The organism is Parvibaculum sp. (genome assembly GCF_039680535.1).
Taxonomy (GTDB): Bacteria; Pseudomonadota; Alphaproteobacteria; order Parvibaculales; family Parvibaculaceae; genus Parvibaculum.
On sequence record NZ_JBDKSS010000008.1, the window covers coordinates 216,835 to 239,094 of the forward strand.

Sequence of the window (22,260 nt, forward strand, 5' to 3'; positions counted from 1 at the left end):
GGAACAACCTCTTGCGCCAGGATGGATCATCGGTGCTGCTTTTGATTGCGCCGGGTCTCCGGGCGCGTGATCCTGTCATGGCTGGACGAGTAACCGCGGGGCACCGCGTTTTCATTTATGACAGCACGATCGGACAGGAGACCTGCGATGAACCGGCTCTTCATTCCCGCGCTCGCTCCACTGATGCTGGCGAGCCTTGCTCTGTCGGGCACGATCGCTCACGCAGCCCCGCCGAACGATGCAGAGAGCCAGGCGGAGCGGTCCATGGAGAAGCGCGCCGGTTCAGACATTCTGCAGGACCATCGCCGGGACTCCCGTCCGGGCGACAAATATCAACGCGGTAAGCCCGAGCACAGCAAGCGCGGCGTGACCAACGGAATCCTGCAGAACGGAATGGTTCCCGACGGGCTGATGCAGACCGGCCCGGCCCGAACCGGGCCGCTGCAGAAAGGCGCCACGAAGCCCGGCATGCTGCAGAAGCGGCCAGGTCAGAATACGCCGACGCAGACTGAGCCATGGCATCCTGTTCAGCAGAACTCCGGTCCGCAGCTTCAATCGGCAGAACCGACCTGGGAAGGCAGCGAACACGATGTTCTTTCGCGCGGCCAATCCGGCGGCATGTGGCAGGGCAAGCCGCTCGGCCCGACGGAGCCCTATGCAGGCCCGAGCGACTACATGGTCGGCCACCCTCCGGGACCGTATAGCGGGCGGCCCCATGACTACGACCCGAACGACTATCACCACAACTATCAGGCGCAGCGCCGCTTCAACCTGGGACGCTATGAGCGCCCGCATGGCTGGTATGAACGCAGCTGGTCCTACGGCGAAACGCTGCCGTCGATCTTCTGGTCCCGCAATTACTGGATCGACGACTACTGGATGTTCGGGCTCACCATTCCGCCCTACGACTGCCAATGGGTCCGCTACGGCGACGACGCTCTGCTGATCAACGCCGACTCGGGCGATATCCTGCAGGTCGTCTACGGGCTTTTCTACTGATCGGTCGACAGCCGGGGCTCACGTTTGCCGTTGGCGGAAGGATAGAAAATGAACCGCAACAACGCTCTCTATCTCATTATCGGCGCACTCGCACTTGCGGCCATAGTGTTCGGTTATCAACTTTATCAGGATCGAAAACAGCCTGAGGGCGTTCAGATCAATGCCGGACCGGGTGGCATTACGATCGAAAAGAAATAGCGACGGGGCCACTCTCGCCCAGTAAGAGAAGGCCACCCCTCGGGGAGCCTTCCAACAGGAGAACCTCCATGCCGCTGATTCAGCTCGTCGTCGTTCTGATCGTGATCGGTGTCCTGCTCTGGCTCGTCAACAACTACGTGCCCATGGACGGCAAGATCAAACAAATCCTGAATATCGTCGTCGTCATTGCCGTTATTCTGTGGCTGCTGCGAGCATTCGGCGTGTTGTGACCGCTGAACGACAGACGCGAACTCAGAAATAGGATGCGAGATTCCGCCGGATACGATCAAGAACCGGCTCGTCGGTTTCCGGCAGCTTGAAGGTCTGGCCCGTGATCGTCTCGAAGGCGTGGATATAGACTTCCGCCGTGTCGAGGATCAGCGCTTCGGGGATCTCCGGGATTTCGTCCTTGTAGGGATCGCAACGCGAGGCGACCCAGTTGCGCACGAAATCCTTGTCGAAGCTTTCGGGCTTCTCGCCCTTTTCGAAACGCTCCTGATAGGACGAGGCGAGCCAGTAACGGCTGCTGTCCGGTGTGTGGATTTCGTCGGCGAGCACGATATGGCCGCGCGCATCCGTGCCGAATTCATATTTCGTATCGACGAGGATGAGGCCGCGCGTCGCCGCGATCTCCTGACCACGCGCAAAGAGCGAGAGCGCATAGGTTTCGAGGATACGCCACTGCTCCGCCGTGAGGATGCCCTTGGAGACGATCTCCTGCGCGGAGAGCGGTTCGTCATGCCCGCCGTAATCAGCCTTGGAGGTCGGCGTGATGATCGGGTGCGGCAGGCGCTCATTGTCGCGAAGCCCGTCCGGCAGGCGGATGCCATACATCTCCCGCTCGCCCTTCTTGTAGAGCGTCAGGATGGATGTGCCCGTGGTACCGGCGAGATAGTCGCGCACCACGATCTCGACCGGCAGAATGTCGAGGCGGCGGCTGACAACCACATTGGGATCGGGATATTCGATGACGTGGTTGGGGCAGATATCCTTCGTCGCCTCGAACCAGAAGCGCGCCGTCTGGGTCAGCACCTCGCCCTTGTAGGGAATGGCAGCCAGAATACGGTCGAAGGCGCTCAGCCGGTCCGAAGCGATGATGATGCGGCGGCCGTCGGGCAGGTCGTAATTGTCCCGGACCTTGCCCTTGTAATGGTTCGGAAGCTCCGGAATGGTCGCGTCGCCGAGCACCTGATGCTTGCGCGCCCTGAAAGCCGCTTTGTCCATCGTTTTATCCCTGATTGGCCGTGCCCGTTGATGGCGGAAAGCGCCCCTGAGCGCAAGTGCCGTCGCGTCCACTCCCGGCGAAGCGACGAAATTTCGCCATATCTGAAGCTATTGTTTTAGACTTGTCGCAAATGTCCCGGGCGGCCCGGCCAGGCCCTGCCCTCAAATTCGAGCCATACCCCAATGAGAACCGAAGAACCGCGCGCCGTCCTCCTCAAGGATTATGCGCCGCCCGCCTATCTGATCGACACCGTTTCGCTGGAAGTCGAGCTCGATCCGGCGGCAACCCGGGTCCATTCGCGGCTGAAAATGAGGGCCAACCCGGCCTCGGGCGGTGGCCCGCTGGTGCTCGACGGCGAAAAGCTGACGCTGCACGAAGTCCGCCTGAACGGCGAAACCCTGAGCCCGAACGCCTATCAGGTGGACGGGCGCCATCTGACGATCCCGGAGCTGCCTGCGGGCGAATTCACCCTCGAAACGGTGACGACCTGCGGACCGGAGGCGAACACGGCTCTGACCGGGCTCTACCTTTCGAGCGGCATCTATTGCACGCAATGCGAGGCGCAGGGCTTCCGCCGCATCACCTATTATCTCGACCGGCCGGACGCCATGGCCGTCTTCACGACGCGCATCGTCGCGAATGAAAAGGAAGCGCCGGTTCTCCTGTCCAATGGCAATCTCGTGAAGGCGGGCAAGCTTGGCGGGGGCAGGCACTTTGCGGAATGGCACGATCCCTTCCCGAAGCCGGCCTATCTCTTCGCGCTGGTCGCGGGCCGCCTCGGCCATGTGGAGGACAAGTTCGTCACGAAGTCGGGCCGCAAGGTCACGCTGCGCATATTCGTCGAGCCGGGCAACGAGGATCGCTGCGCCTATGCCATGGAAGCGCTGAAGCGCTCCATGCGCTGGGACGAGGAGGCCTTTGGCCGCGAATACGACCTCGATATTTTCATGATCGTCGCGGTCAGCAGCTTCAACATGGGCGCGATGGAGAACAAGGGCCTCAACGTCTTCAACGACAAATACATCCTCGCGCGACCCGACACGGCGACCGACGCCGACTACGCCTCGATCGAAGCGATCATCGCGCATGAATATTTCCACAATTGGACCGGCAACCGCATTACCTGCCGCGACTGGTTCCAGCTCTGCCTGAAGGAGGGCCTCACCGTCTTCCGCGATCAGGAATTCACCAGCGACATGCGCTCCCGCGCCGTGAAGCGGATCGCCGATGTGCGCCTGCTTCGCAGCCATCAATTCCCGGAAGACCAGGGCCCCCTCGCCCACCCCGTCCGGCCCGACAGCTATATCGAGATCAACAACTTCTACACGGCGACCGTCTATGAGAAGGGCGCCGAACTCTGCCGCATGATCCATACGCTTGTGGGGCCGAAGCGCTTCCGCAAGGGCATGGATCTCTATTTCGAACGTCATGATGGCCAAGCGGCGACAGTGGAGGACTTCCTCGGCGCGCTCGCTGACGGTGCGAAGATCGACCTCACCCAGTTCAAGCGCTGGTACGCGCAGTCCGGCACGCCGGAAGTTCTCGTCTCGGGCCGCTACGACAGCGCGCGAGAAACCTACACGCTGAAAATGACGCAGGTCTGCGCCGCGACCCCGGGCCAGTCGGTGAAAGAGCCCTATCACATTCCGATCGCGGTGGGGCTCGTCGGCCCCGACGGCAAGGACATGCCGCTGCAGCTCGACGGCGAGGAAAAGCCCGGCGCGAAGACACGCGTGCTGAGCCTCACCGAGCGCACGCAGACTTTCCGCTTCCGCAATGTCGCGGAAAAGCCCATACCCTCGCTGTTGCGCGGCTTCACCGCGCCGGTGACGCTTTCGAGCAACCTCAAGGAACGCGACTACGTGTTCCTGATGGCGCATGACAACGATCCCTTCAATCGCTGGGAAGCGGCGCAGCGCTATGCGAGCGGGCTCCTCATCGCCAATGTCGAGGCGATCCGGTCGGGCGGCAAACGGCGGCGCGGAACGGCCTTTGCGGAGATGATGCGCAAGGTTCTGAGCGACCGGAAGCTCGATCCCGACTTCGTGGCCCAGATGATCCTGCTGCCCAGCGAACAGGCCATCGCCCAGATGATCGGCAAGGATGTCGATGTCGATGCCATTCACGAAGCCCGCGAGACGCTGCGCATTGCCATCGCATCGGAAGTGCGCGATGAGCTGAGGCGCGCCTATGACCGCATGAGGATCGAAGGGCCCTATAGCCCCGACGCCGGGGATGCAGGCCGCCGAGCGCTCAGGAATGCGTGCCTCGGCTATCTCGCCAGCCTGCCAGACGGTTCGGGCGTGGCGCTCGCCTCGGCACATTTCGACAGTGCCGACAACATGACGGACCAGATCGCCGCCCTCGGCATTCTCGCCAATCTCGACGTGCCGGATCGCGCACGGGCTCTCGATAGCTTCTACAGGCAGTGGAAGGACGACCACCTCGTCATGGACAAGTGGCTCACGATCCAGGCGACCTCCTCGCTTCCCCGCGCTCTCGATGACGTCAGGAGCCTGTTGCGCCATCCGGTGTTTACCATACGAAACCCGAACAAGGTGCGCGCCCTGATCACCAGCTTCGCCACCGCCAATCAGGTCCGCTTCCATGCGGCTGACGGCGCAGGCTATGCTCTCGTCGCCGACAAGGTGCTCGAACTCGACGCGCTCAACCCGCAGGTAGCGGCCCGGCTGCTCGGTGCGTTCAAGACCTGGCGGCAGTTCGACCGAAAGCGTCGCAGCCTGATGTCGCGCCAGCTCGAACGGATCGCGAGCGCCGAAGGCATTTCCCGCGACGTCTACGAAATCGCCAGCAAGACGCTTGCTTGAGGCACCGGAACAGAGAGCGAGTGAGTCTGAAATGCATCGGATGCCAAAAAGCGAGCCGCCATCTCTGGACAAAGGCCGGGGCCTCCCGAATCATCGACTGAATGATTCGACCCCGGGTGGATCGGATTGGGCATCTCGGCGCCCGGTTCCCGGCCCCCTTGGCGTTTCGACGGGCAATGAGGGGCCGAAGGCGCAAGCCGCCGGCGTGGTTCAGATGAGTATCCCCGACGCGACTTCGTCGAGAACGGAAGTCCTGGCCTGGCAACAGCACATGGCCCGGAGCCGCCCGGCGCTGGCCTCGGGATGGCTGCCGCGCATCGCGCTCGCGATCCTCGGCATCGCGCTCGGCGTCGCCAATGCTGTGCTTTATGCGCGGGATGGCTATACCGACGCCCTCGGCCTTTCTGCCGTGCTCTCTCTCGGCGGCTTCCTGCTGGCGTTTCTGCTGGTGCGGCTGCGCGAGAAGAAGATCGAGGCGGAAACGGCTCTCGTCGAGAACCAGCTGCGCTTCGACATGGCCTTTGCCGGCGCGCGCTGCGGCATCTGGGACTGGGACCTGACGGCGAACCGCGTCTACTGGTCGTCCGCCATGTTCGACATGCTGGGCCTGCGCCAGCCTTCGAAGCGCCTTTCGCCCGCCGAAATCAAATCTCTCTCGCATCCCGACGATGGCCCGGCGATCGACGAGATCATCGGCGCAGCCTCGCGCGCCTCGCGTTCCTATGACACGACGTTCCGGCTTCGCCATGTGGATGGAAGCTGGGTCTGGGTCCATGCCAAGGGACAGGTCTGGGGCGGCGGGCGCATCGCCGGCGAACGCCTCGTCGGCATCACCATCGACATCACCGAGCAGAAGCTCGCCGAAGAACGCGAGCGCCGCGCCACCGACCGGCTGCGCGACGCCATCGAAAGCATCGGCGAAGCCTTCGCGCTGTGGGATGACGACAATCGCCTCGTCACCGCAAACAGCAAGTTTGCCGAGTTCCTCAACCTGCCGGAAGATGGCTTTGCGCCGGGCACGACGCTGGAACAGGTGATGGCGGATGCTGGAATCGGCTCCGACTGGCCGCGCGCCGGCGGGCTCGAGGAAGCGGTATGGGAAATCCTTCTTCCCTCGGGGCGTTGGCTCCAGATCAGCGAACGGCCGACCAATAGCGGCGGCCATGTGAATGTCGGCACCGACATCACCGCGATCAAGGTTCAGGAATCCTCGCTGACGCAGAACAAGTCGGCCCTCGAAAAGACGGTGCGCGATCTCGAAGCCTCGCGCCTGAAGCTCCAGCATCAGGCGCGGCAGCTTGTGGATCTGGCAGAGAAATACGCCTCTGAAAAGACGCGCGCGGAATCGGCCAACCGGTCCAAGTCCGAATTTCTCGCCAATATGAGCCATGAGCTTCGGACACCGCTCAACGCTATCATCGGCTTCTCGGAGATGATGGAAACGGAGATGTTCGGCGCACTCGGGTCGCCGAAATACAAGGAATACGCTCACGATATCCGCTCAAGCGGCCAGCACCTCCTCGAACTCATCAACGACATTCTCGACATGTCGAAGATCGAGGCCGGCCGAATGACGCTGGAAAAGCAGCCGACCGACCTTGGCGTCGTGATCGAGGAGTCGATGCGCCTCGTCTCCGGCCGCGCCGAAATTGCGTCGGTGAAAATCGTCAACGAAGTCGGAGAGCTTCCGAAGGTCGAGGCCGACAAGCGCGCCATCAAGCAGGTGCTGCTCAACCTTCTGTCCAACGCGATCAAGTTCACGCCTGCGGGCGGCACCATCACCATGCGCGGCGGCGCAGACGACAAGTTCATCGCCCTTGCCGTCGAGGACACGGGCATCGGCATCCCGGCCCATGCCCTGCCGAAGATCGGCCGCCCCTTCGAGCAGGTGGAGAACCAGCACTCGAAGAAACACAAGGGCACCGGGCTCGGCCTCGCCCTCTCCCGCTCGCTTGTCGAGCTTCATGGCGGCGCGCTCGTCATCGACAGCACCGAAGGCGTCGGCACGCGGGTGACCTTTACGCTGCCGCTCTAGGCAAGCGTTTCGGGCTTCGGCGTCGCGACGCCGTCCTTCACGTCGAACTGCGGAATATGGCCGAGACCCTGCACGAGGGCCGCGTCGGCGCCCAACTGCGCCTTCCAGTCGTGCCCCTCGGTGAGGATGACGCCGATGCCGACAATCTCCGCGCCAGCGTCGCGCGCCAACGCCACGCTGGCGGCAAGGCTTGAGCCGGTCGCGACCACATCGTCCACGACCACGACACGCTTGCCCTTGACGAGGGGAATGGCTGCGCGGTCGAGCAGTAGGCGCTGCGAGCCGGATGATGTGACCGACACGACCTCACGCCGCATCGCGTCCCTCAGGTGAATCTTGGGCGACTTCTGCAGGATCACATATTGGTCGAGCCCCAGCGCGCGCGAGACCTCGATCGCCACCGGAATGCCAAGTGTCGCCGTGCCGACGATGATGTCGGGCTTGAGATCGCGGATTTTCTCCGCCATCGCCTTGCCGATGCGCTCACCGAAGCGCACGCCCATGTCGATGACCATGAGCAGTGAAATGGCGAATGTGTCGTTGATGGGAACGAGCGGAAGCCGGACGGGTTCGCCGGCTATATCGACAATGTAATGGTCGGGGGTCACTGGCAGCCTCGCAGGAAATGTTTTCCCGATGGGACTGCATGCAATATGCCAAAGGAAAGGCCGCGCATTCGTGCGGGTTTCGCAAGCATCAACCGGTCAAAACAAAACCGGCTGCCCTTGATTTGGGCAGCCGGCTTCAATCCTCGAAAGAAAGCCTAGAGGTACCAGTCGTATTCCAGCGGCGAGATCGCGCGCTGGAACTTGTCGAATTCGAGCATCTTGGTTTCCGCGTAGACGTCGACATATTGGTCGCCGAAATATTCGCGGATGATGGTCGAGTTGCGCAGGCGCTTCAGCGCGCTCGGCAGGTAGAAGGGAATGCTCTCGTCCATGCTGTCGCAGGCATTGCCCTCGGCAGGTTCGCCGGGATCAATCTCGTTGACGATACCGTAGTGGATGCCTGCGAGGATCGCCGCAAGCACCAGATAGGGATTGGCGTCGGCGCCCGAGACACGGTGTTCGACGCGCATGGCCGAGTGGGAGCCTGCGGGCACGCGGAACGCGACCGAACGGTTGTTGTAGCCCCAGGCGCGATTCACCGGCACGAAGAGGTTGGGCTCGAAACGGCGATAGGAATTGAGGTTCGGCGCGAAGAAGGGCATGGCTTCGCCCAACGTCGCCTGCAGCCCGCCGATGGCGTGGCGAAGCTTGACGCTGCCCTCATTGGTGCCGTTATCGAAGACGTTGTTGCCCTTCTCGTCGAGAAGGGAGCAATGGACGTGAAGCCCGTTGCCCGCCTGCCCCACGAAAGGCTTCGCCATGAAGCTCGCGATGAAATTGTGCTTGCGGGCAATGGCGCCGATGAGATGGCGCAGCATGATCGCATGGTCGCCTGCGCGAACGGCATCGTGCTCGTGGTTGAGATTGATCTCGTACTGGCCGGGCGCGAATTCGGCCGTGGCGCCCGAGGCAGGAACGCCCTGTTCCGCCGCAGCTTCATCTATGTCCTTGAGCAGGCCCATGAAGCCGTCGAGCTCGGTGATGCCGTAAACTTCGTTCGCGGTTTCGCGCTGACCTGTTGCCGGATTGATCGGCGCCTGCGGCAATCCCTTTCGATCACGTTCGCGGTCAAGCACATAGAATTCGAATTCGCAGGCCGTTACCGCGTGAAGGCCGATCTCGGCGAGCTTCGCCACGACATTGGAAAGCACCACGCGCGGTTCGAGATTGAGCGGCGTGCCGTCGCGCTCCTCCATCGTCATGAGAACCTGCGCCTGCTTCATCGACGCCCAGGGAACCGGCACGATGGAACCGGAAATCGGATAGGCCTGACCGTCCGGATCGCCGTCCGAAAAGCCCATGCCGAGAATGTCTTCGTTTACACCCGTGACGTCGAAGAAATAGAGCGACTTCGGCATGTGCACACCGGAGGTGAACACCTTCTCGGCTTCCTCGATGGGAAAGCGCTTGCCGCGCACTGTTCCACACATGTCGACGAAAACAGCATCGAGATAATCGATGTCACCCTGTTCGGCGAGAAAGGCCTTGAATTCGGCCAATGTCGCACGCCCGTCTGTGCGCGGTTTTTCGCGTTCGCTCATCATGTACCTGTTGGCTATTTATCCTGTAGCCAATAGTAGCCGAGAGCGGCCCCGAGATACCAGCGCCGGAGCGAAGGAAAGGGAATCCGCGGCGGAATTCCGCGGAAAGGCTCGGGAATTTCGGAAAGAGGCATTCCCGCGCCGATCATGTCTGCGAGCATTTTCCCGCTCCACGGCGCAGCGGAAACCCCATCGCCATGATAGGCAAGACCGAAAGAGACGGTCGGATCGTCGGGCATTTGCCCGATAGCGGGCGTCAATCTCCCGGTCATGCAGACAAAGCCGCGCCAGTAATGCGTCGTCGGAATATTTCTCCATGCGGTGAAGACCTCACCAAGACGCCGCTCGAGGAGCGCACGCATCCGCAGACCGTCCTGCGGCTTGCCGGTGAGGTCGCCGCGCGCGCCGAAGAGAAACCGGCGATCGGGAAGCAGCCGATAATAGAAGAGGAGATTGCGTGTGTTGCTGCAGGGACGTTCCGTCTTCCACCCCTGTGCGGCAAGCTCATCATCCGTCAGCGGACGGGTTACAATGATATTCGACAGCACCGGCATGAGGCGATCCGCCAACATGCGATTGACGGGCGCGCGAGTGAAGCCATTGGTCGCAACGATGACGCGCCGCGCGCGCAAGGTGCCGCCCCTTGTCACGAGGTGATGTTCGCTGCCCCGTTTCTCCCATCGCTCGACATGAGAGTTGCCATGCAGCTTTGCGCCTCGCCTTGCCGCAGCCTCCGCAAGACCGCGCGCAAACCTCAGCGGATGAAGACCGAAGGAGATCTTGTTGAGCAGCGCTCCAAATTGCTCGGTTGAATCATATGACGTCTCGGCGACTTCCGCGCGAGAGAGCAGCGCCACCGGCACCCCGAACTTACCCCCGAGGAGATCGCGCTCTTCCTCAAGCGCCGCGAAACGCGAGGGTGAATGAGCAACATGCAGCGTGCCATCGCCCTGCGGGCGAAAATCTATGCCTTCATCGTGGGCAAGTGAACGGACGAGTTCGATGGCATCGACCTGCGAGGAAATGAAGCGCCGCGCTTCGGCCTCGCCGTATCGGCGAATGAGGCCCGACAACCCAAGGCTGCTGGGCGGAAGCGAGCAGAAGCCCCCATTGCGGCCCGACGCGCCCCAGCCGAGCGGCCCCGACTCGAGGAGCCGCACATCGACATGATGATCTCGCGCGAGATGAAGCGCCGCCGAAAGGCCGGTGTAGCCGCCGCCAATGATCGCGACGTCACATTGCGCGTCGCCCGCCAGCGGCCCCAGATCGACGCCGGCCGCCAGCGGAGGCGTATCGTCCTCCCAGAAACTTCCGGCAGGTGAAGACGCGTCATAGAGGCTTTCGTGATACCAGGTCATTTTTGCGCGCGCGATATACTCGACTCGGGGTGAGCCGGAAGCATATCACGCGGCGCGGAATCAGGGCTTCGGGCCGTCCGGGCCATCCGGACCGTCGGGTGCGCCCGGGCCTGCTGCCGGGCCAAAACGATGCTCCGCGCGCCTGCGCATCGAATCCGCAACCCGGGCGCGCTGCTCGGGTGTCAGTCTGGAAAAGCCCTGAATCATGGCCGTGCGCGCCGCCTGACTGATCTCGGCCTGGACCGTGTCGACCTTCGCGAAAGCGGCCGCAACCCTGGCCGCATCGTAGGTCGGCGCGCCTAGCGCATCGGCCAACTCCCTGCGGGCGGTCTCAAGCGCCGCGAGGCGCGGTTTGATGAGCGGAAACTGGTCGATCATGATCTTACGCATGGCCGCGCGGTCACCCGGCGGCAGACCGTCGGCACCCTTGTGCAGCGTCTTGAAAAATGGCGCCGGCACGCGACCCGGTTCCACACCGGGCGGCACCGGGGTCCCGAAGATCAGGGCAGCCGCAATCATTCCCACAAGGAAGAGGTTGATGATGAGAGAAACGAGGAGCGCCGGCCCTACCCAGCGGCGCTCCGCAAGCCGCGCCTGGGCCTCGTTCGCGGGCAACTCATTCATTTCTTCCAGTCCTCAGGATATTCATTTTCGGCCAAGGCGAAGGAAACGAGCTGCTCTCCGGTCGTTCCCGCGGAGGCCGATGCGGACACCGCCGCTGACGTAAGGCCGAGCGAAGTGAGCCCCTCCGCCGTGACGCTCGACGGCAAGGCAGCACCAAAGCTGATGCCGAGCATGATGGAAGCCGCGAGCGCACCCGCCGGGAAGGCGGCCGGGCCGTATGGCCAGACGATGCGAGCGATGGAGCGCCACAGGCCCGCACGACGCTCTTCGCGAGAAACGATCAGCCCCGTCACCGCGCGGGGACGGGCCGCCATGATGCGCGACAGAAGCTCCGTAGAAGGAGCCTCCACAGCCGGTGCCATGGCAAGCAGCCGGTCGAGGTCACCCGCCTCCGCCACAAGGGCGCGTGCGTCCGAAGAGCCCGCCACCAATGCCTCGGCTGCGTGGCGCTCGTCCACTGGCCACAGCTTCGGCGAGGCGCCATAGGCCCCGGCGATCTCCGCCAACCGCTCCAATGTCATCTCGAGTTTCGCCATAGCCTCACCCCGGCCTTCATCAGCCTTGTTCCACACTTTTACGTAGCCACTCATCCCGTTCCGTCGCAAGAGCAACACGAAGTTGTCTCCGCGCTCTCCCCAACAGAGATTCAACCGCTTCGATACTCACATTGAGAATTTCAGCGGCCTCGATGTTCGAGAGCCCCTGATAATGCGTCAGCGTGACAGCCGCCCTTTGCCGCGCCGGCAAGGCCTGCAGCGCCTGATCGACGCGCCGCGCCAGATCCTGCCGCTCGAGTTCCTCTTGCGGCGTCGGGTCCTCGCTCTGCGGCTCGGGAATGGAATCGATGTCGTCGGTGGTGTGGCGTCGCAGACGGTCGAGGCAGAGATTGGTCGCAACCCTGTGCAACCAGGTGCTGAATTGGGCCCTGCCCGGCTCCCAGCGCGAGGCGTGAGTCCACACCCTTAGAAAGACTTCCTGAGCAACTTCCTCCGCGTCGGCATGGCTACCGAGCATGCGCCGCGCCAAGGCAAGCATACGCATGAGATGCCGGTCGACGAGCTGCCTGCAGGCCGCCTCGTCGCCAAGCGCCACGCGCGCTACCAGTTCGTCGTCTGACGCGTCGTTCAAGCGACCGCGCCCCCTTCGTCAATTCAGACCGCTCAGGATGATTGCGGACCCGCCAACCCTACTCGGCTTTCGGCGCGGTCGCATCGGGTTTGGCGGCACCCCCATCGTGGTGCCGCGCCTTCATACGCTCACGCCGCATGGCGCCAGCGGCGTCGTATTCGGCTTTCGTGACCTTGCCATCGCCATTGGCATCGATGCGCTTGAATGCGATTTGAGCGCGTTCGGCCGCCCGCTTTTGCGCTGCGGCGGTGAACTCCGCCTGGGAGACGACCCCGTCATTATTGGTGTCCGCAGCCTTGAACCTGGCATCGTGAGCCGTGGCGCGGGCCGTGGCGGGCGCGGCACTGTCTTCGGCCTGAACCGCAAATGGCAACAAGGCGCCCAGCGCAATGGCTGCAAAACCGGCGATCAATTCCGCCCTGAATCCACCCAAGTCGACCTCCTGAAAAAAGGCGGTCGGGAGGGTTGATGCGCCCACTCCCGACCAGGAGTAACGGGTTAACTCCGGTCCGAAGGGGAAAGGTAGACCGGTGGGAACGTCGTCCTGTCACTCACAATGCTAAACGGCGGTCAAAATGAATTCCGTCGCCCGAAAACGTCCTGAAAGGGAACACAATAATTAATATTCCGCAAGGAGCGGCGCGGGGACGGCGTGGCGCAGGGGAGAGCCGATGACCGGCTCGGTCAGGAGGCGCGCAGGGATTTTCAGACGGCGAACGCTCAATCCCTCCCGCAAGTCGACGCCGACACTCAGGGCGACCGGTGCCGGCCGGTATTTGAGCCGGACCAGCGCAAGATTGATGCCCAACGCGGGGGAGAAGACGACGCTCGTGGCCGTCCCGTCGATTTCACCTTGCCGCTCGACGGCGCAGAACTGCACGGGTTCGGGGAAGTCCAGAGCCAGCGAGACGACCAGATGACGAGGGTCCTGCTGCTTCAAGCGGCGCAGCGCATCCCGCCCCGTAAAATGCCCATTTTCCAGATCAACGAGCGACGCCAGTCCAAGCTCGAAGGGCGTTGAGGCGTCGGCCGCGTCCACCGCCGAGAAGGCTCCCAGATAATCGCGGCCCGCGCGCGGAATGCCCGCCTCGATGCGCGCCAGTTCACGCAAGGCGTATCCCGTCGCCGCAATACCGAATTCAGCGCCCTTGTCGATGAGACGCGTCCAGAGCATGGGCGCATCTTCCGGATCGAGCCAGAGCTCAAAGCCGAGCTCGCCGGTCGCGCCTGTCCTGCTCGCATAGACCGGCATGCCCACAATGTCGAACCAGCGCGCTGCATAGGGCCTCAGCGTCTCGACCTCAAAGAAGCCCGTCGCATTGAGGATCGCCGCAGCATGCGGACCTTGCAGGCTCAAACCCGCAAGCGCCACGCTGACATCCTCGACACTGACGTCGAAACCAAGGGCACTGTCGAGAAGCCACGCGAGATGCAGCTCATCCGTCACCAGACGATACTCGTCCTCGCCAAGGCGGAAAAGGTGACCGTCGCCGACGACGAATCCGCGGTCTTCGCAGAACACAACAGGCATGACCTCGTCGACCGAAAGCCGCATCGCATTGTCGGTGACGAGCCGGTCGAGATAGATCGCCGCGTCGCGTCCGCCGATCCGATATTTGACCAATGGAGAGATATCGGCCAACGCCGCGGCATGCCGCAGCGCGCGATATTCATCATCAAGCGTCGTCAGGATTTCCGGCGTCGTGTAGCCATTCCAATCCGTCCACCGGTTGGTGATGCTCTCCATTGCAACGCTGAGATGCAGCGGCGTCGTCAGCACGCGGCGACTGAAGGGCGGCTCGTCCGATGCAGTCGAGAAAGGACCAGCATCGGCGGTTGCCTGAGGCTCCTCGAACTCGGGCTGCATCTGAAAATTCAACGTCTCTTCCGCCTCTCCGGGCCCCGCCCCGTCAACGGCGAGTATATCGCCACCGCCGGTCATGCGCGCCCCCCTTCCGACAGCACCGTCCTGGCGGCAAGCTGACCCGCCAGCCCGGAAATGCCGCCCGGATGGCTACCCGCCCCGCAGAGATAGAGGCCCCGGAGCGGCGTTCGATACCGGGCGAGCTCCGGCGTGGGACGGAACATCAGCAACTGGTCGGGGCGCATTTCGCCGCAATGCCACTCGCCGCCCGCAAGCCCGAACTTTGCCTCGATGTCGGGCGCGAGAAGCATTTCGCCGGCAATGATCCTCGCCCGAAGGTCCGGCGCATATCGCGCCAGGGTTTCTATGACCCGGTCCAGCAGACGATCGCGTTGCAGCGTCCAACCGCCCGCCACCTCGTAAGGCACATGCTGGATGAGGACCGACATGACATGGTGGCCGGCCGGTGCAAGGCTTGTGTCGGCAACGCTCGGAATCGTCACTTCCATGCCGAGTTCGGCCGGAACCTCGCCACGCTTGAACGATGCGAATGCCTGGTCGAGTTCGCCGAGCGAAGGAACGACCAGAAGCCGGGCACCATACTCCGCGGGCGCAAGGCCTGATATCGTCGGCAATCCATCAAGAGCCAGATTGAGCTTTGCCGTCGCCCCCCTGCGGCTCGTCTGGGCGAGGCGCATCGCAAGCCCCGCATCAATGTTTGCCGCGCCGACGAGATCGAGCATGGTCGCGCGGGGATCGACGCTCGAAAGGATCGCGGGCGCGCGAAGAAACTCGCCCGCCACCGTCTCGACGCCCACGGCCACATTGTTCTCGACGATGATGCACCTGACCGCCGCACCGGTCCTGATCGCGACGCCCAGCCCTTCCGCGGAATGACGAAGCGCCGTCACCAGCGCCCCCATGCCGCCGCGCGGAAGGGATGTGCCCCTGGTCTCCAGCTGCAAGGCACGACGATAGATCAGGTTGAAGGCCGTCCCCGGCGAATAGGGCCCCTCCGCCGTTCCACGCAGCGCCTCGAAGGCAAAAGCCGCGCGAAGCAGCGGCGTCTCGAACGTCGCGTCGACGAGATCGCCGATACTCGCCGGAAGGACACGCAGAAGATCCTCGAATGAAGGTTGACCAAGGCGGCGCATCCGCCAGACCAGACGACGAAGGGCCGTCACCGCATCTGACGACGGTCCAGTGAAGCTCGGAGGCACGCCAAGAAGCAACGGACGAAGCGCAGCCGCATAGGCCTTGAGCCGTGCTGAAAACTCGACGAGCGCGGCCGCATCATGTGCATTCCATTCCCGAAGCGCCGCGATGTCCCGCCTCCGGCTCGACAGGACGAGATGCCGCTTGTCGCGAGAGAGAGCGATGGTCGGCAGGTTGCGCGCAGCAAAGCGCAGCCCATTGCGCGAGAGCTTCAGCTCCTTCTCGATGCGGCGCGGCAAGGCTTCGATGAGATGGGACGCCGTCGAGATCATGTAATCAGGCGTGATTTCGCCAGTCGTAACCGCGCCGCCCAAATGGTCGGAAGCCTCAAACAGAATGACGCGCTTCCCAGCCTTTGCCAGATAGCAGGCGGCGACAAGACCATTATGGCCGCCCCCAATTACGATCGCATCGAAGCTCCGGTCGGCGAGCCGCATGGTCAGCCCCGCTTTCCGAGCGCGGCGGCAACAAGAGCCGCGGCGTTGGCGCCCGCATTCCCGACGCCCAATGGCCCCGGATGAACGCTTTGCGAGCAGAGATAAAGATTGCGGATCGGCGTTTCATAGCCTGCCAGCGCGGGGGAAGGCCTGTTGAAGAACGACTGATCGAGCGTCGTCTCGCCATGCGAGAGATCGCCGCCCGTGACGCCGACTTCGCTTTCGATATCCGGCGGCGTCAGCATTTCGAGCGCGACGATGCGATCCTTTATGCCGGGACTCGCCTCCGCGATACGGTCGACAACGAGATCGGTGAGTTCGTCGCGGCGCTCGCCCGTCCACGCGCCGTCATGCAGGGACTCCGGAACATAGTGGACAGCGACCGAAAGCACGTGGCGCCCATGCGGCGCAAGCGTCGGATCCGCAAGTGTCGGGATGAGCATGTCGATGAGCGGGACGCGCGGCGGAATGCCGTCACGCCAATCGTCGGCTGCACGATCCATCTCGTCGAGCGACGACGCCAGGCGAACGCCACCCAGAAGCGCGGGGCAACCTGCTGGCACAGCGGGAAACTCGGGCGCACTGTCGAGCGCAATGTTGATCTTGGCGCTGACGCCGCGCATGCGGAAACGCCCCACCTTTTCCACCAGACCGCCAGGCAGGGCGGACCACGGGAAGAGCGCGAGAAATGTCCGCTTCAAATCGAGATCGGAAACGACCGCACGCGCCTGTATCTCCTCTCCATTCGCGAGCACTACGCCGCGCGCTGCGCCCTCGCGCAGCAGAACGTCGGTAACCTCCGCGTCTGTGCGGATCGTCCCGCCATGCGCCTCGATCGCGGCCCGGAGCGCACCTGCCACCGCCGCTGGCCCACCAGACGCGAGAACACGGGCCGGAGCGCCGCCGCTCGCGGTTGCCATTTCATCGATGAACGCCCCGATGAGGTGCCGCGCACCGGTCGGCGCATGGGGGCCGAGCGAAGTTCCCGCCAATGCATCTCCGGCAAGCCGCGTCTTCACGGCGTCCGAGTGAAAATATGCGTCCAGAAACTCGGCGCAGGACAGAGTCCATAGACGCGTCAACTCGTGAAGCTCGTCGACATCCCTCGCTCCCCAGCGCGACGCCGTGCTCAGGAGGCGGCGCAAGGTCGAGAAGGAGCGCCGCGTCGGATCGCTCATGGTCGTTGCGAGCAATGGCCGCAGCTGTTGGGCGCCGCGCAACATGTCGCGCCGAAAGCGGGTCCAGCCGTCCGCGTCCTTCAGCGAATGTCGCGCGAGCTCGCGGCGATGAATGACGCCATCGCGGTAGCTCGCGATGTAGCCTCCGTCCTTCAGCAGCGATATGCCGCCATCGACCCGGATGAAGCGAAGTCCATACCGGGCGAGATCAAGCTCCGAAACGATGCGAGCCGGCAGCGTCGAGATGCCAAGGTTGTAGCGCGCGATGTTGAAACCCGGGACGATTTCGTAAGACGCATCGGCGCCGCCGAGAGCCGCATTGCGCTCAAGCACCAGGACGCGCGCGCCGAAGCGCGCAAGGTAAGCCGCAGCCGTCAGACCGTTGAGCCCCCCTCCGATGATGATCGCGTCATGACGCTCCATGCGCCGAACCTCAAATCGCACCGCCCCGCCGCAGCAGGGATGACGTCCCGGTCTGTGCCGCTTTGGCACGCGACGCAGGTCCATCGCCCTAACCGTGCCGAAACCGGAAGGAGCATTAACCACAAATTCCAAGGCAATCAGCCAGGAAATGAGCGCGGGAGGCTCATCCATTAACGATTGCGCCTGGTCGGCAAGGGTCAGGTGCAAGAGTTCCGCCAAGGAATCCGGCGGAATCGGGAGCGATCAGGAAACGGCAACAGCGGTAATCAGGCGCTCGAAGATGCCATGGACCGCCGCCTGGGATTCCCTGAGTTGCGCTTCCAGGGCCGAAAAATCGGGCGCATTGCCGGCGCGCGCCAGCAGCGCCTTCAATCCGGGCGTCGCCTCCTCCGGCTTGAACACGCCCTCGACGCAGATGCGTATGGCCTGCGTCAGATTGAGCGTGAGATCGACGGCGGAGAGAAGAGTGTCCGCATCGGTCGCACTGACGATACCTGCATCTGCAATCGCCTGCAGCGCCGCCCGCGTATGGGTCTTGAGGATATCCGGATGGTCATGCGCATGGGCGAGTTGCAGGAACTGACAGACGAACTCGATGTCGACGAGCCCCCCGCGAACATATTTGAGTTCCCAGTGGTTCTCGCTCGGATATTCGCGCTCGATGCGCGCGCGCATGTCGGCCACGTCGAAAGCCGTCTTGCCGAGATCGCGCGAACGCAGCAGTGCCTCTCGAATGGCAGCGTCGATGCGCGTCTTCAGCTCATCGGGGCCGGCGAGAACGCGGGCTCGCGTCAGCGCCATGTGCTCCCATGTCCATGCTTCGCTCTTCTGATATTCGACGAAGCTCTGGAAATGCGTCGCCACCGGGCCCGAATTGCCGGACGGCCGCAAGCGCATATCCACTTCGTAGAGCTTGCCTTCGCTGGTCGGTGCCGTCAGTGCGCTGATGAGCTGCTGACAGACACGGGCATAATATTGCGAGGCAAAGAGAGGCCGCGCGCCATCCGACGTCGCTTCGGCATCTGCGACATCATAAAGCATGATGAGATCGAGGTCGGAGGCCGCACTCATCTCCTCGCTGCCAAGCTTGCCCATGGAGACGACGGCAAAGCTCCCGCCCGGAACATGGCCCGCCCGCTCTGCAATCTTCTCCTCTGCGATCGGCGCCAACGCTGCGACGAGCGTACCGGCGATGGCGGCGTAGGCGGGGCCCGCCTCCTCCGCATCGGCATTTCCCGCCAGCACGCGTACACCGAGACGGAAGCGATGCTCACGCGCCCAGATGCGCGTAAAATCGAGGACGTCCTGATAATCCCGCGCGTGCTCGAGTGATTGCGCAAGGCTCACGCGCAGAATCTCGCGGTCTGGCCGCATCTTGAGGAAGTTCGGATCGACGACGGATTCGAGAACCGCGGAATTCTGCGCAAGGTAATTCGCGAGCCTTGGCGCCGTGCCGCAAATATCCGCGATGAGATCGAGCAGGCTCGGATTGGAATAGAGCATCGAGAAAAGCTGCACGCCCGCCGGCAGCTTCGTCAGGAACTGATCGAAGCGGATGAAGGCGGTGTCGGGCTGCGATGTGCGCGAAAGCGCGCGGAGCAGCGCCGGCATCAGGGCCGTCAGAAGCTCGCGTGAACGCGGCGAGCGCGTCGCCGCGAAGCGGCCGGTATGCCAGGCGCGGATCGTTGCCGACATCTCGGAGGCTTGCGCGAAGCCGAGATTGCGAAGCGTCTCGAGGGTTTCGGGATCGTCTTCGGTGCCGGTAAAGACGAGACTTCCGCTTTCCTCTGCAAGCGGCGGCGCAGTCTCGAAGAGCTTGGCATAGTGTCCCTGAACGCAGCGCAGATAGCCGACAAGCGCCTCGGCAAAATCGGCGCGGCTGTCGAAGCCCAGAAAGCAGGCGACGTGATCGAGCCCTTCATCGGTCGCAGGCAGGGTATGCGTCTGCTCATCCGCAATCATCTGAAGCCGGTGTTCCAGCTTGCGCAGGAAGCGATATGCCGTCTTGAGTTCGTCCGCCGCCTCGGGCGCGATCCAGTTCTTGCGCGCGAGTTCGTCGAGCATCGAGCATGTCTGCTGGCCGCGCAGCTCCCTGTCGCGACCGCCCGCGATCAATTGCTGCGTCTGGACGAAAAACTCGATCTCGCGAATGCCGCCGCGCCCGAGCTTCACATTGTGGCCCGCGACCGCAATTGTGCCATGCCCGCCGACGGCGTGGATTTGCCGCTTCATCGAATGAATATCGTCGATGGCGGCGAAGTCGAGATTCTTGCGCCAGATATAGGGCGTCAGCATCTTGAGGAAGAGCTGCCCAGCCTGCGGGTCGCCGGCAACGGCACGCGCCTTGATGAAAGCTGCGCGTTCCCAGTTCTGTCCGCGGCTTTCATAATAGTGCTCGGCGGCTGGCAGAGACACCGCGACGGGCGTGCCGCCGGGGTCGGGCCGAAGGCGCAAATCCGTACGAAACACATAGCCATGCTCAGTGCGCTCCTGCAGTATCTTCACGAGCGCTTGCGTCAGCCGAACGAAAAAAGTTCCCTCCTCCACGCCATCCTTCAGCGGCAACTGGCCGGGTTCGTAAAAGACGACAATGTCTATGTCGCTCGAATAGTTGAGCTCGCGCGAGCCGTATTTGCCCATGCCCAGAATGGCAAGGCCGCTGCCTTCCTGCGTCGTGTCCTCTACAGGGCGCAATACCTGCCCGCGCCGCGCGGCGTCCTTGAGCAGCCATTCGACTGACGCCTGAACCGCCGCATCGGCGAACGCCGTGAGCGATGCCGTCACTTCCTCAAGATTCCAGGTCGACGTGATGTCGGCCAACGCAATCAGGATCGCCACTTCCGCCTTCGCAAGACGCAGCTCGCGCATCAGGTCCGCCTGCGTCTGCGAACCGGCCGCAGCCAGCGTACGGGCCAGCAGCGCTTCGAGCGTCGCCGCTGGCGGCTCATCTACCAGCCTCGGCAACCAGTCGGGATGAACACGAAGGATCCGCGTGAGAAACGGGGAGTTTCCAAAAATGCCGTCAAGAAGCCGTCGCGTGTCCGGGTCGGCAAGAAGGCTCTCCATGCGGCGGCGCGTCGTCTCGTCCTCGATGGCGGCGAGACTCGCCTCCATGTCCTGCATCGCATTCGCCGCGCGTTCCGCATCATATGGACGCGGGGCCAGCGCCGCGCGCTCCCGCAATGCCTTCACATTCACGCTCAAATCGGTCTCCCTTCTCAAATCCGGGGGAGACTAACAGAATTCAAACCGTCACGGGAGGAAGCGAAATGGTCGCGCGCAGGCCCGGATTATTGTCTTGGAATGCAAGCCGCCCACCGTGCAGCCGCACCACGGCGGCGACCAGGCTGAGGCCGAGGCCGCTGCCCGGCGTATTGCGGCTGCTCTCCAGCCGCACGAAACGCTCCAGAACATGCGCCCGCTCTTTCTGCGGAATGCCCACGCCGTGGTCATCAACACTGATGAGCACCCGGCCCGCCGCGTCGGCCTTGACCGAAACGACAATGAGCGGCTCGACATTCCCGTTCAGCGGACGTCCATGCTTGATTGCATTGTCGATCAGGTTGACGACCGCCTGCGACAGAAGCTCGCGATTGCCGCTGACGGAAAGCCCGGCCTGCGCATCGACATCGAGTCGCAATCCGCTTTCCTCGGCAAGCGGCTCATAGAGTTCCGCCGCGTCTGCGACGATCACTGCGGGATCGATCACATTCATCGTCTCGCGCAGCGACCCAGCCTCCGCCCGTGCGATCATCAGAAGCGCATTGAACGTACCCAGCAGATTGTCCGCCTCGGCAATCGTCCGCTCCAGCGCCTGACGATATTCCTCGGGCGAGGCGTCCTTGAGCAGCGTCACTTCAAGGCGGCTGCGCAGACGGTTGAGCGGGCTCCTGAGATCATGCGCCACATTGTCCGTGACCTGGCGCATGCCGGTCATCAGCGCTTCGATCTGGTCGAGCATGTCGTTGAGGTTGCGCGCGAGCTGATCGAGCTCGTCGCCCGTGCCCGCGATGGGAAGACGTTGGGAGAGATCACCTCGCATGATGCTGCTGCTCGTGCGATTGATCGCGTCGACGCGGGCGAGCATGTTGCGGCTCATGACGAGCCCGCCTGCAAGGCCGAGCGCCACCGTAAGTCCGATCGCCCAGAATAGTGCGTTGGTGATCAGGCTTTCGATGATGCGCCGTTCCTGCACATCGCGTCCGACAAGCAGAAAGAACCCCTCAGGCAGAACGAATGCCCGTGCCCGCGCGGCCTTCACCTCGACGCGGTCAACGACCTTGCGATTGTAGAAGAAGTCCATCCATCCGTCGGGACCGGGCGCCGCCGTCGGCCGCACGTCGATATTGCCCGCCAGCACCTGCCCATTGGGACCGGTCACAAGATAGAGGCCCTGCCCCGGATCGCGCGAACGCTGGATGACGGTGTGAACGAGAAGCGGCAAGCCGCCCTGCGCATATTGCTCAGCAAGGCCGGTGATCTCGGCCTGCACGGCCTCGTCCGTCTGGCGCACGAGAAAGCCTGCCGTGTTCCAATAGACATAGGCAAGCAGCGTGATCGCGGAAGCCGCGAAAAGCGCCAGATAAAGGACCGCGAGCC

General features: G+C 63.2%; 18 protein-coding genes. 5 read left to right on the forward strand and 13 right to left on the reverse strand.

Annotation, left to right across the window (positions count from 1 at the left end; genetic code table 11):
• The first annotated feature begins 147 nt into the window (after positions 1 to 147).
• From ABFC66_RS04990 to ABFC66_RS05000, 3 genes are all read left to right on the forward strand, one after another.
• Positions 148 to 999, forward strand: coding sequence for an RcnB family protein (locus tag ABFC66_RS04990; RefSeq protein ID WP_346739863.1), 852 nt, complete (start codon positions 148 to 150; stop codon positions 997 to 999).
• Between the two features lie 48 nt (positions 1,000 to 1,047).
• Complete coding sequence (locus ABFC66_RS04995) at positions 1,048 to 1,197, forward strand: hypothetical protein (protein ID WP_346739864.1); 150 nt, start codon at positions 1,048 to 1,050, stop codon at positions 1,195 to 1,197.
• Positions 1,198 to 1,265: 68 nt separating this feature from the next.
• Entirely contained in the window at positions 1,266 to 1,427 is a 162-nt protein-coding gene (locus tag ABFC66_RS05000) for a Thivi_2564 family membrane protein (protein ID WP_185680933.1), read from the forward strand.
• Between the two features lie 22 nt (positions 1,428 to 1,449).
• Here the strand turns inward: ABFC66_RS05000 and ABFC66_RS05005 are convergent, their stop codons facing one another.
• On the reverse strand, positions 1,450 to 2,421 hold the full coding sequence (locus ABFC66_RS05005) for a phosphoribosylaminoimidazolesuccinocarboxamide synthase (RefSeq protein ID WP_346739865.1): 972 nt from the start codon (positions 2,419 to 2,421) through the stop codon (positions 1,450 to 1,452).
• A 183-nt stretch (positions 2,422 to 2,604) separates the two neighbouring features.
• Here ABFC66_RS05005 and pepN point away from each other — a divergent pair, with 183 nt between their 5' ends.
• Complete coding sequence (pepN, locus tag ABFC66_RS05010) at positions 2,605 to 5,250, forward strand: aminopeptidase N (RefSeq protein ID WP_346739866.1); 2,646 nt, start codon at positions 2,605 to 2,607, stop codon at positions 5,248 to 5,250.
• A gap of 214 nt (positions 5,251 to 5,464) precedes the next feature.
• The gene (locus ABFC66_RS05015) at positions 5,465 to 7,285 is read left to right on the forward strand and encodes an ATP-binding protein (protein WP_346739867.1); all 1,821 of its coding nucleotides are present in this window, start codon (positions 5,465 to 5,467) and stop codon (positions 7,283 to 7,285) included.
• Here the strand turns inward: ABFC66_RS05015 and ABFC66_RS05020 are convergent.
• From ABFC66_RS05020 to ABFC66_RS05075, 12 genes are all read right to left on the reverse strand, one after another.
• Positions 7,282 to 7,893 carry a phosphoribosyltransferase family protein gene (locus ABFC66_RS05020; RefSeq protein ID WP_346739868.1) on the reverse strand — a complete coding sequence of 204 codons (612 nt, stop codon included), beginning with the start codon at positions 7,891 to 7,893 and terminating at the stop codon, positions 7,282 to 7,284. The genes ABFC66_RS05015 and ABFC66_RS05020 overlap by 4 nt on opposite strands.
• Positions 7,894 to 8,048: 155 nt before the next feature.
• Entirely contained in the window at positions 8,049 to 9,434 is a 1,386-nt protein-coding gene (locus tag ABFC66_RS05025; RefSeq protein ID WP_346739869.1) for a glutamine synthetase family protein, read from the reverse strand.
• 14 nt (positions 9,435 to 9,448) lie between these two features.
• Positions 9,449 to 10,792, reverse strand: coding sequence for an FAD-dependent oxidoreductase (locus ABFC66_RS05030; RefSeq protein ID WP_346739870.1), 1,344 nt, complete (start codon positions 10,790 to 10,792; stop codon positions 9,449 to 9,451).
• A gap of 60 nt (positions 10,793 to 10,852) precedes the next feature.
• Complete coding sequence (locus ABFC66_RS05035) at positions 10,853 to 11,416, reverse strand: periplasmic heavy metal sensor (RefSeq protein WP_346739871.1); 564 nt, start codon at positions 11,414 to 11,416, stop codon at positions 10,853 to 10,855.
• Entirely contained in the window at positions 11,413 to 11,952 is a 540-nt protein-coding gene (locus tag ABFC66_RS05040) for a hypothetical protein (RefSeq protein ID WP_346739872.1), read from the reverse strand. Before ABFC66_RS05040 ends, ABFC66_RS05035 begins: the two co-directional genes overlap by 4 nt.
• A gap of 19 nt (positions 11,953 to 11,971) precedes the next feature.
• Positions 11,972 to 12,544 (reverse strand): RNA polymerase sigma factor, encoded by a 573-nt coding sequence (locus ABFC66_RS05045; RefSeq protein WP_346739873.1) that lies wholly within the window; start codon positions 12,542 to 12,544, stop codon positions 11,972 to 11,974.
• Positions 12,545 to 12,602: 58 nt separating this feature from the next.
• Entirely contained in the window at positions 12,603 to 12,977 is a 375-nt protein-coding gene (locus tag ABFC66_RS05050; protein WP_346739874.1) for an EF-hand domain-containing protein, read from the reverse strand.
• A 186-nt stretch (positions 12,978 to 13,163) separates the two neighbouring features.
• A complete protein-coding gene (locus ABFC66_RS05055) occupies positions 13,164 to 14,486 on the reverse strand; it encodes an aminomethyltransferase family protein (RefSeq protein ID WP_346739875.1) in 1,323 nt (440 codons plus the stop codon).
• Positions 14,483 to 16,060 (reverse strand): NAD(P)/FAD-dependent oxidoreductase, encoded by a 1,578-nt coding sequence (locus ABFC66_RS05060; protein WP_346739876.1) that lies wholly within the window; start codon positions 16,058 to 16,060, stop codon positions 14,483 to 14,485. Before ABFC66_RS05060 ends, ABFC66_RS05055 begins: the two co-directional genes overlap by 4 nt.
• Before the next feature lie 2 nt (positions 16,061 to 16,062).
• Positions 16,063 to 17,661: an NAD(P)/FAD-dependent oxidoreductase gene (locus tag ABFC66_RS05065; RefSeq protein WP_346739877.1), complete on the reverse strand. Its 1,599-nt coding sequence runs from the start codon at positions 17,659 to 17,661 to the stop codon at positions 16,063 to 16,065.
• 243 nt (positions 17,662 to 17,904) lie between these two features.
• Positions 17,905 to 20,859 (reverse strand): bifunctional [glutamine synthetase] adenylyltransferase/[glutamine synthetase]-adenylyl-L-tyrosine phosphorylase, encoded by a 2,955-nt coding sequence (locus ABFC66_RS05070; protein ID WP_346739926.1) that lies wholly within the window; start codon positions 20,857 to 20,859, stop codon positions 17,905 to 17,907.
• Positions 20,860 to 20,905: 46 nt separating this feature from the next.
• The gene (locus ABFC66_RS05075) at positions 20,906 to 22,174 is read right to left on the reverse strand and encodes a HAMP domain-containing sensor histidine kinase (protein ID WP_346739878.1); all 1,269 of its coding nucleotides are present in this window, start codon (positions 22,172 to 22,174) and stop codon (positions 20,906 to 20,908) included.
• Positions 22,175 to 22,260 lie beyond the last annotated feature (86 nt).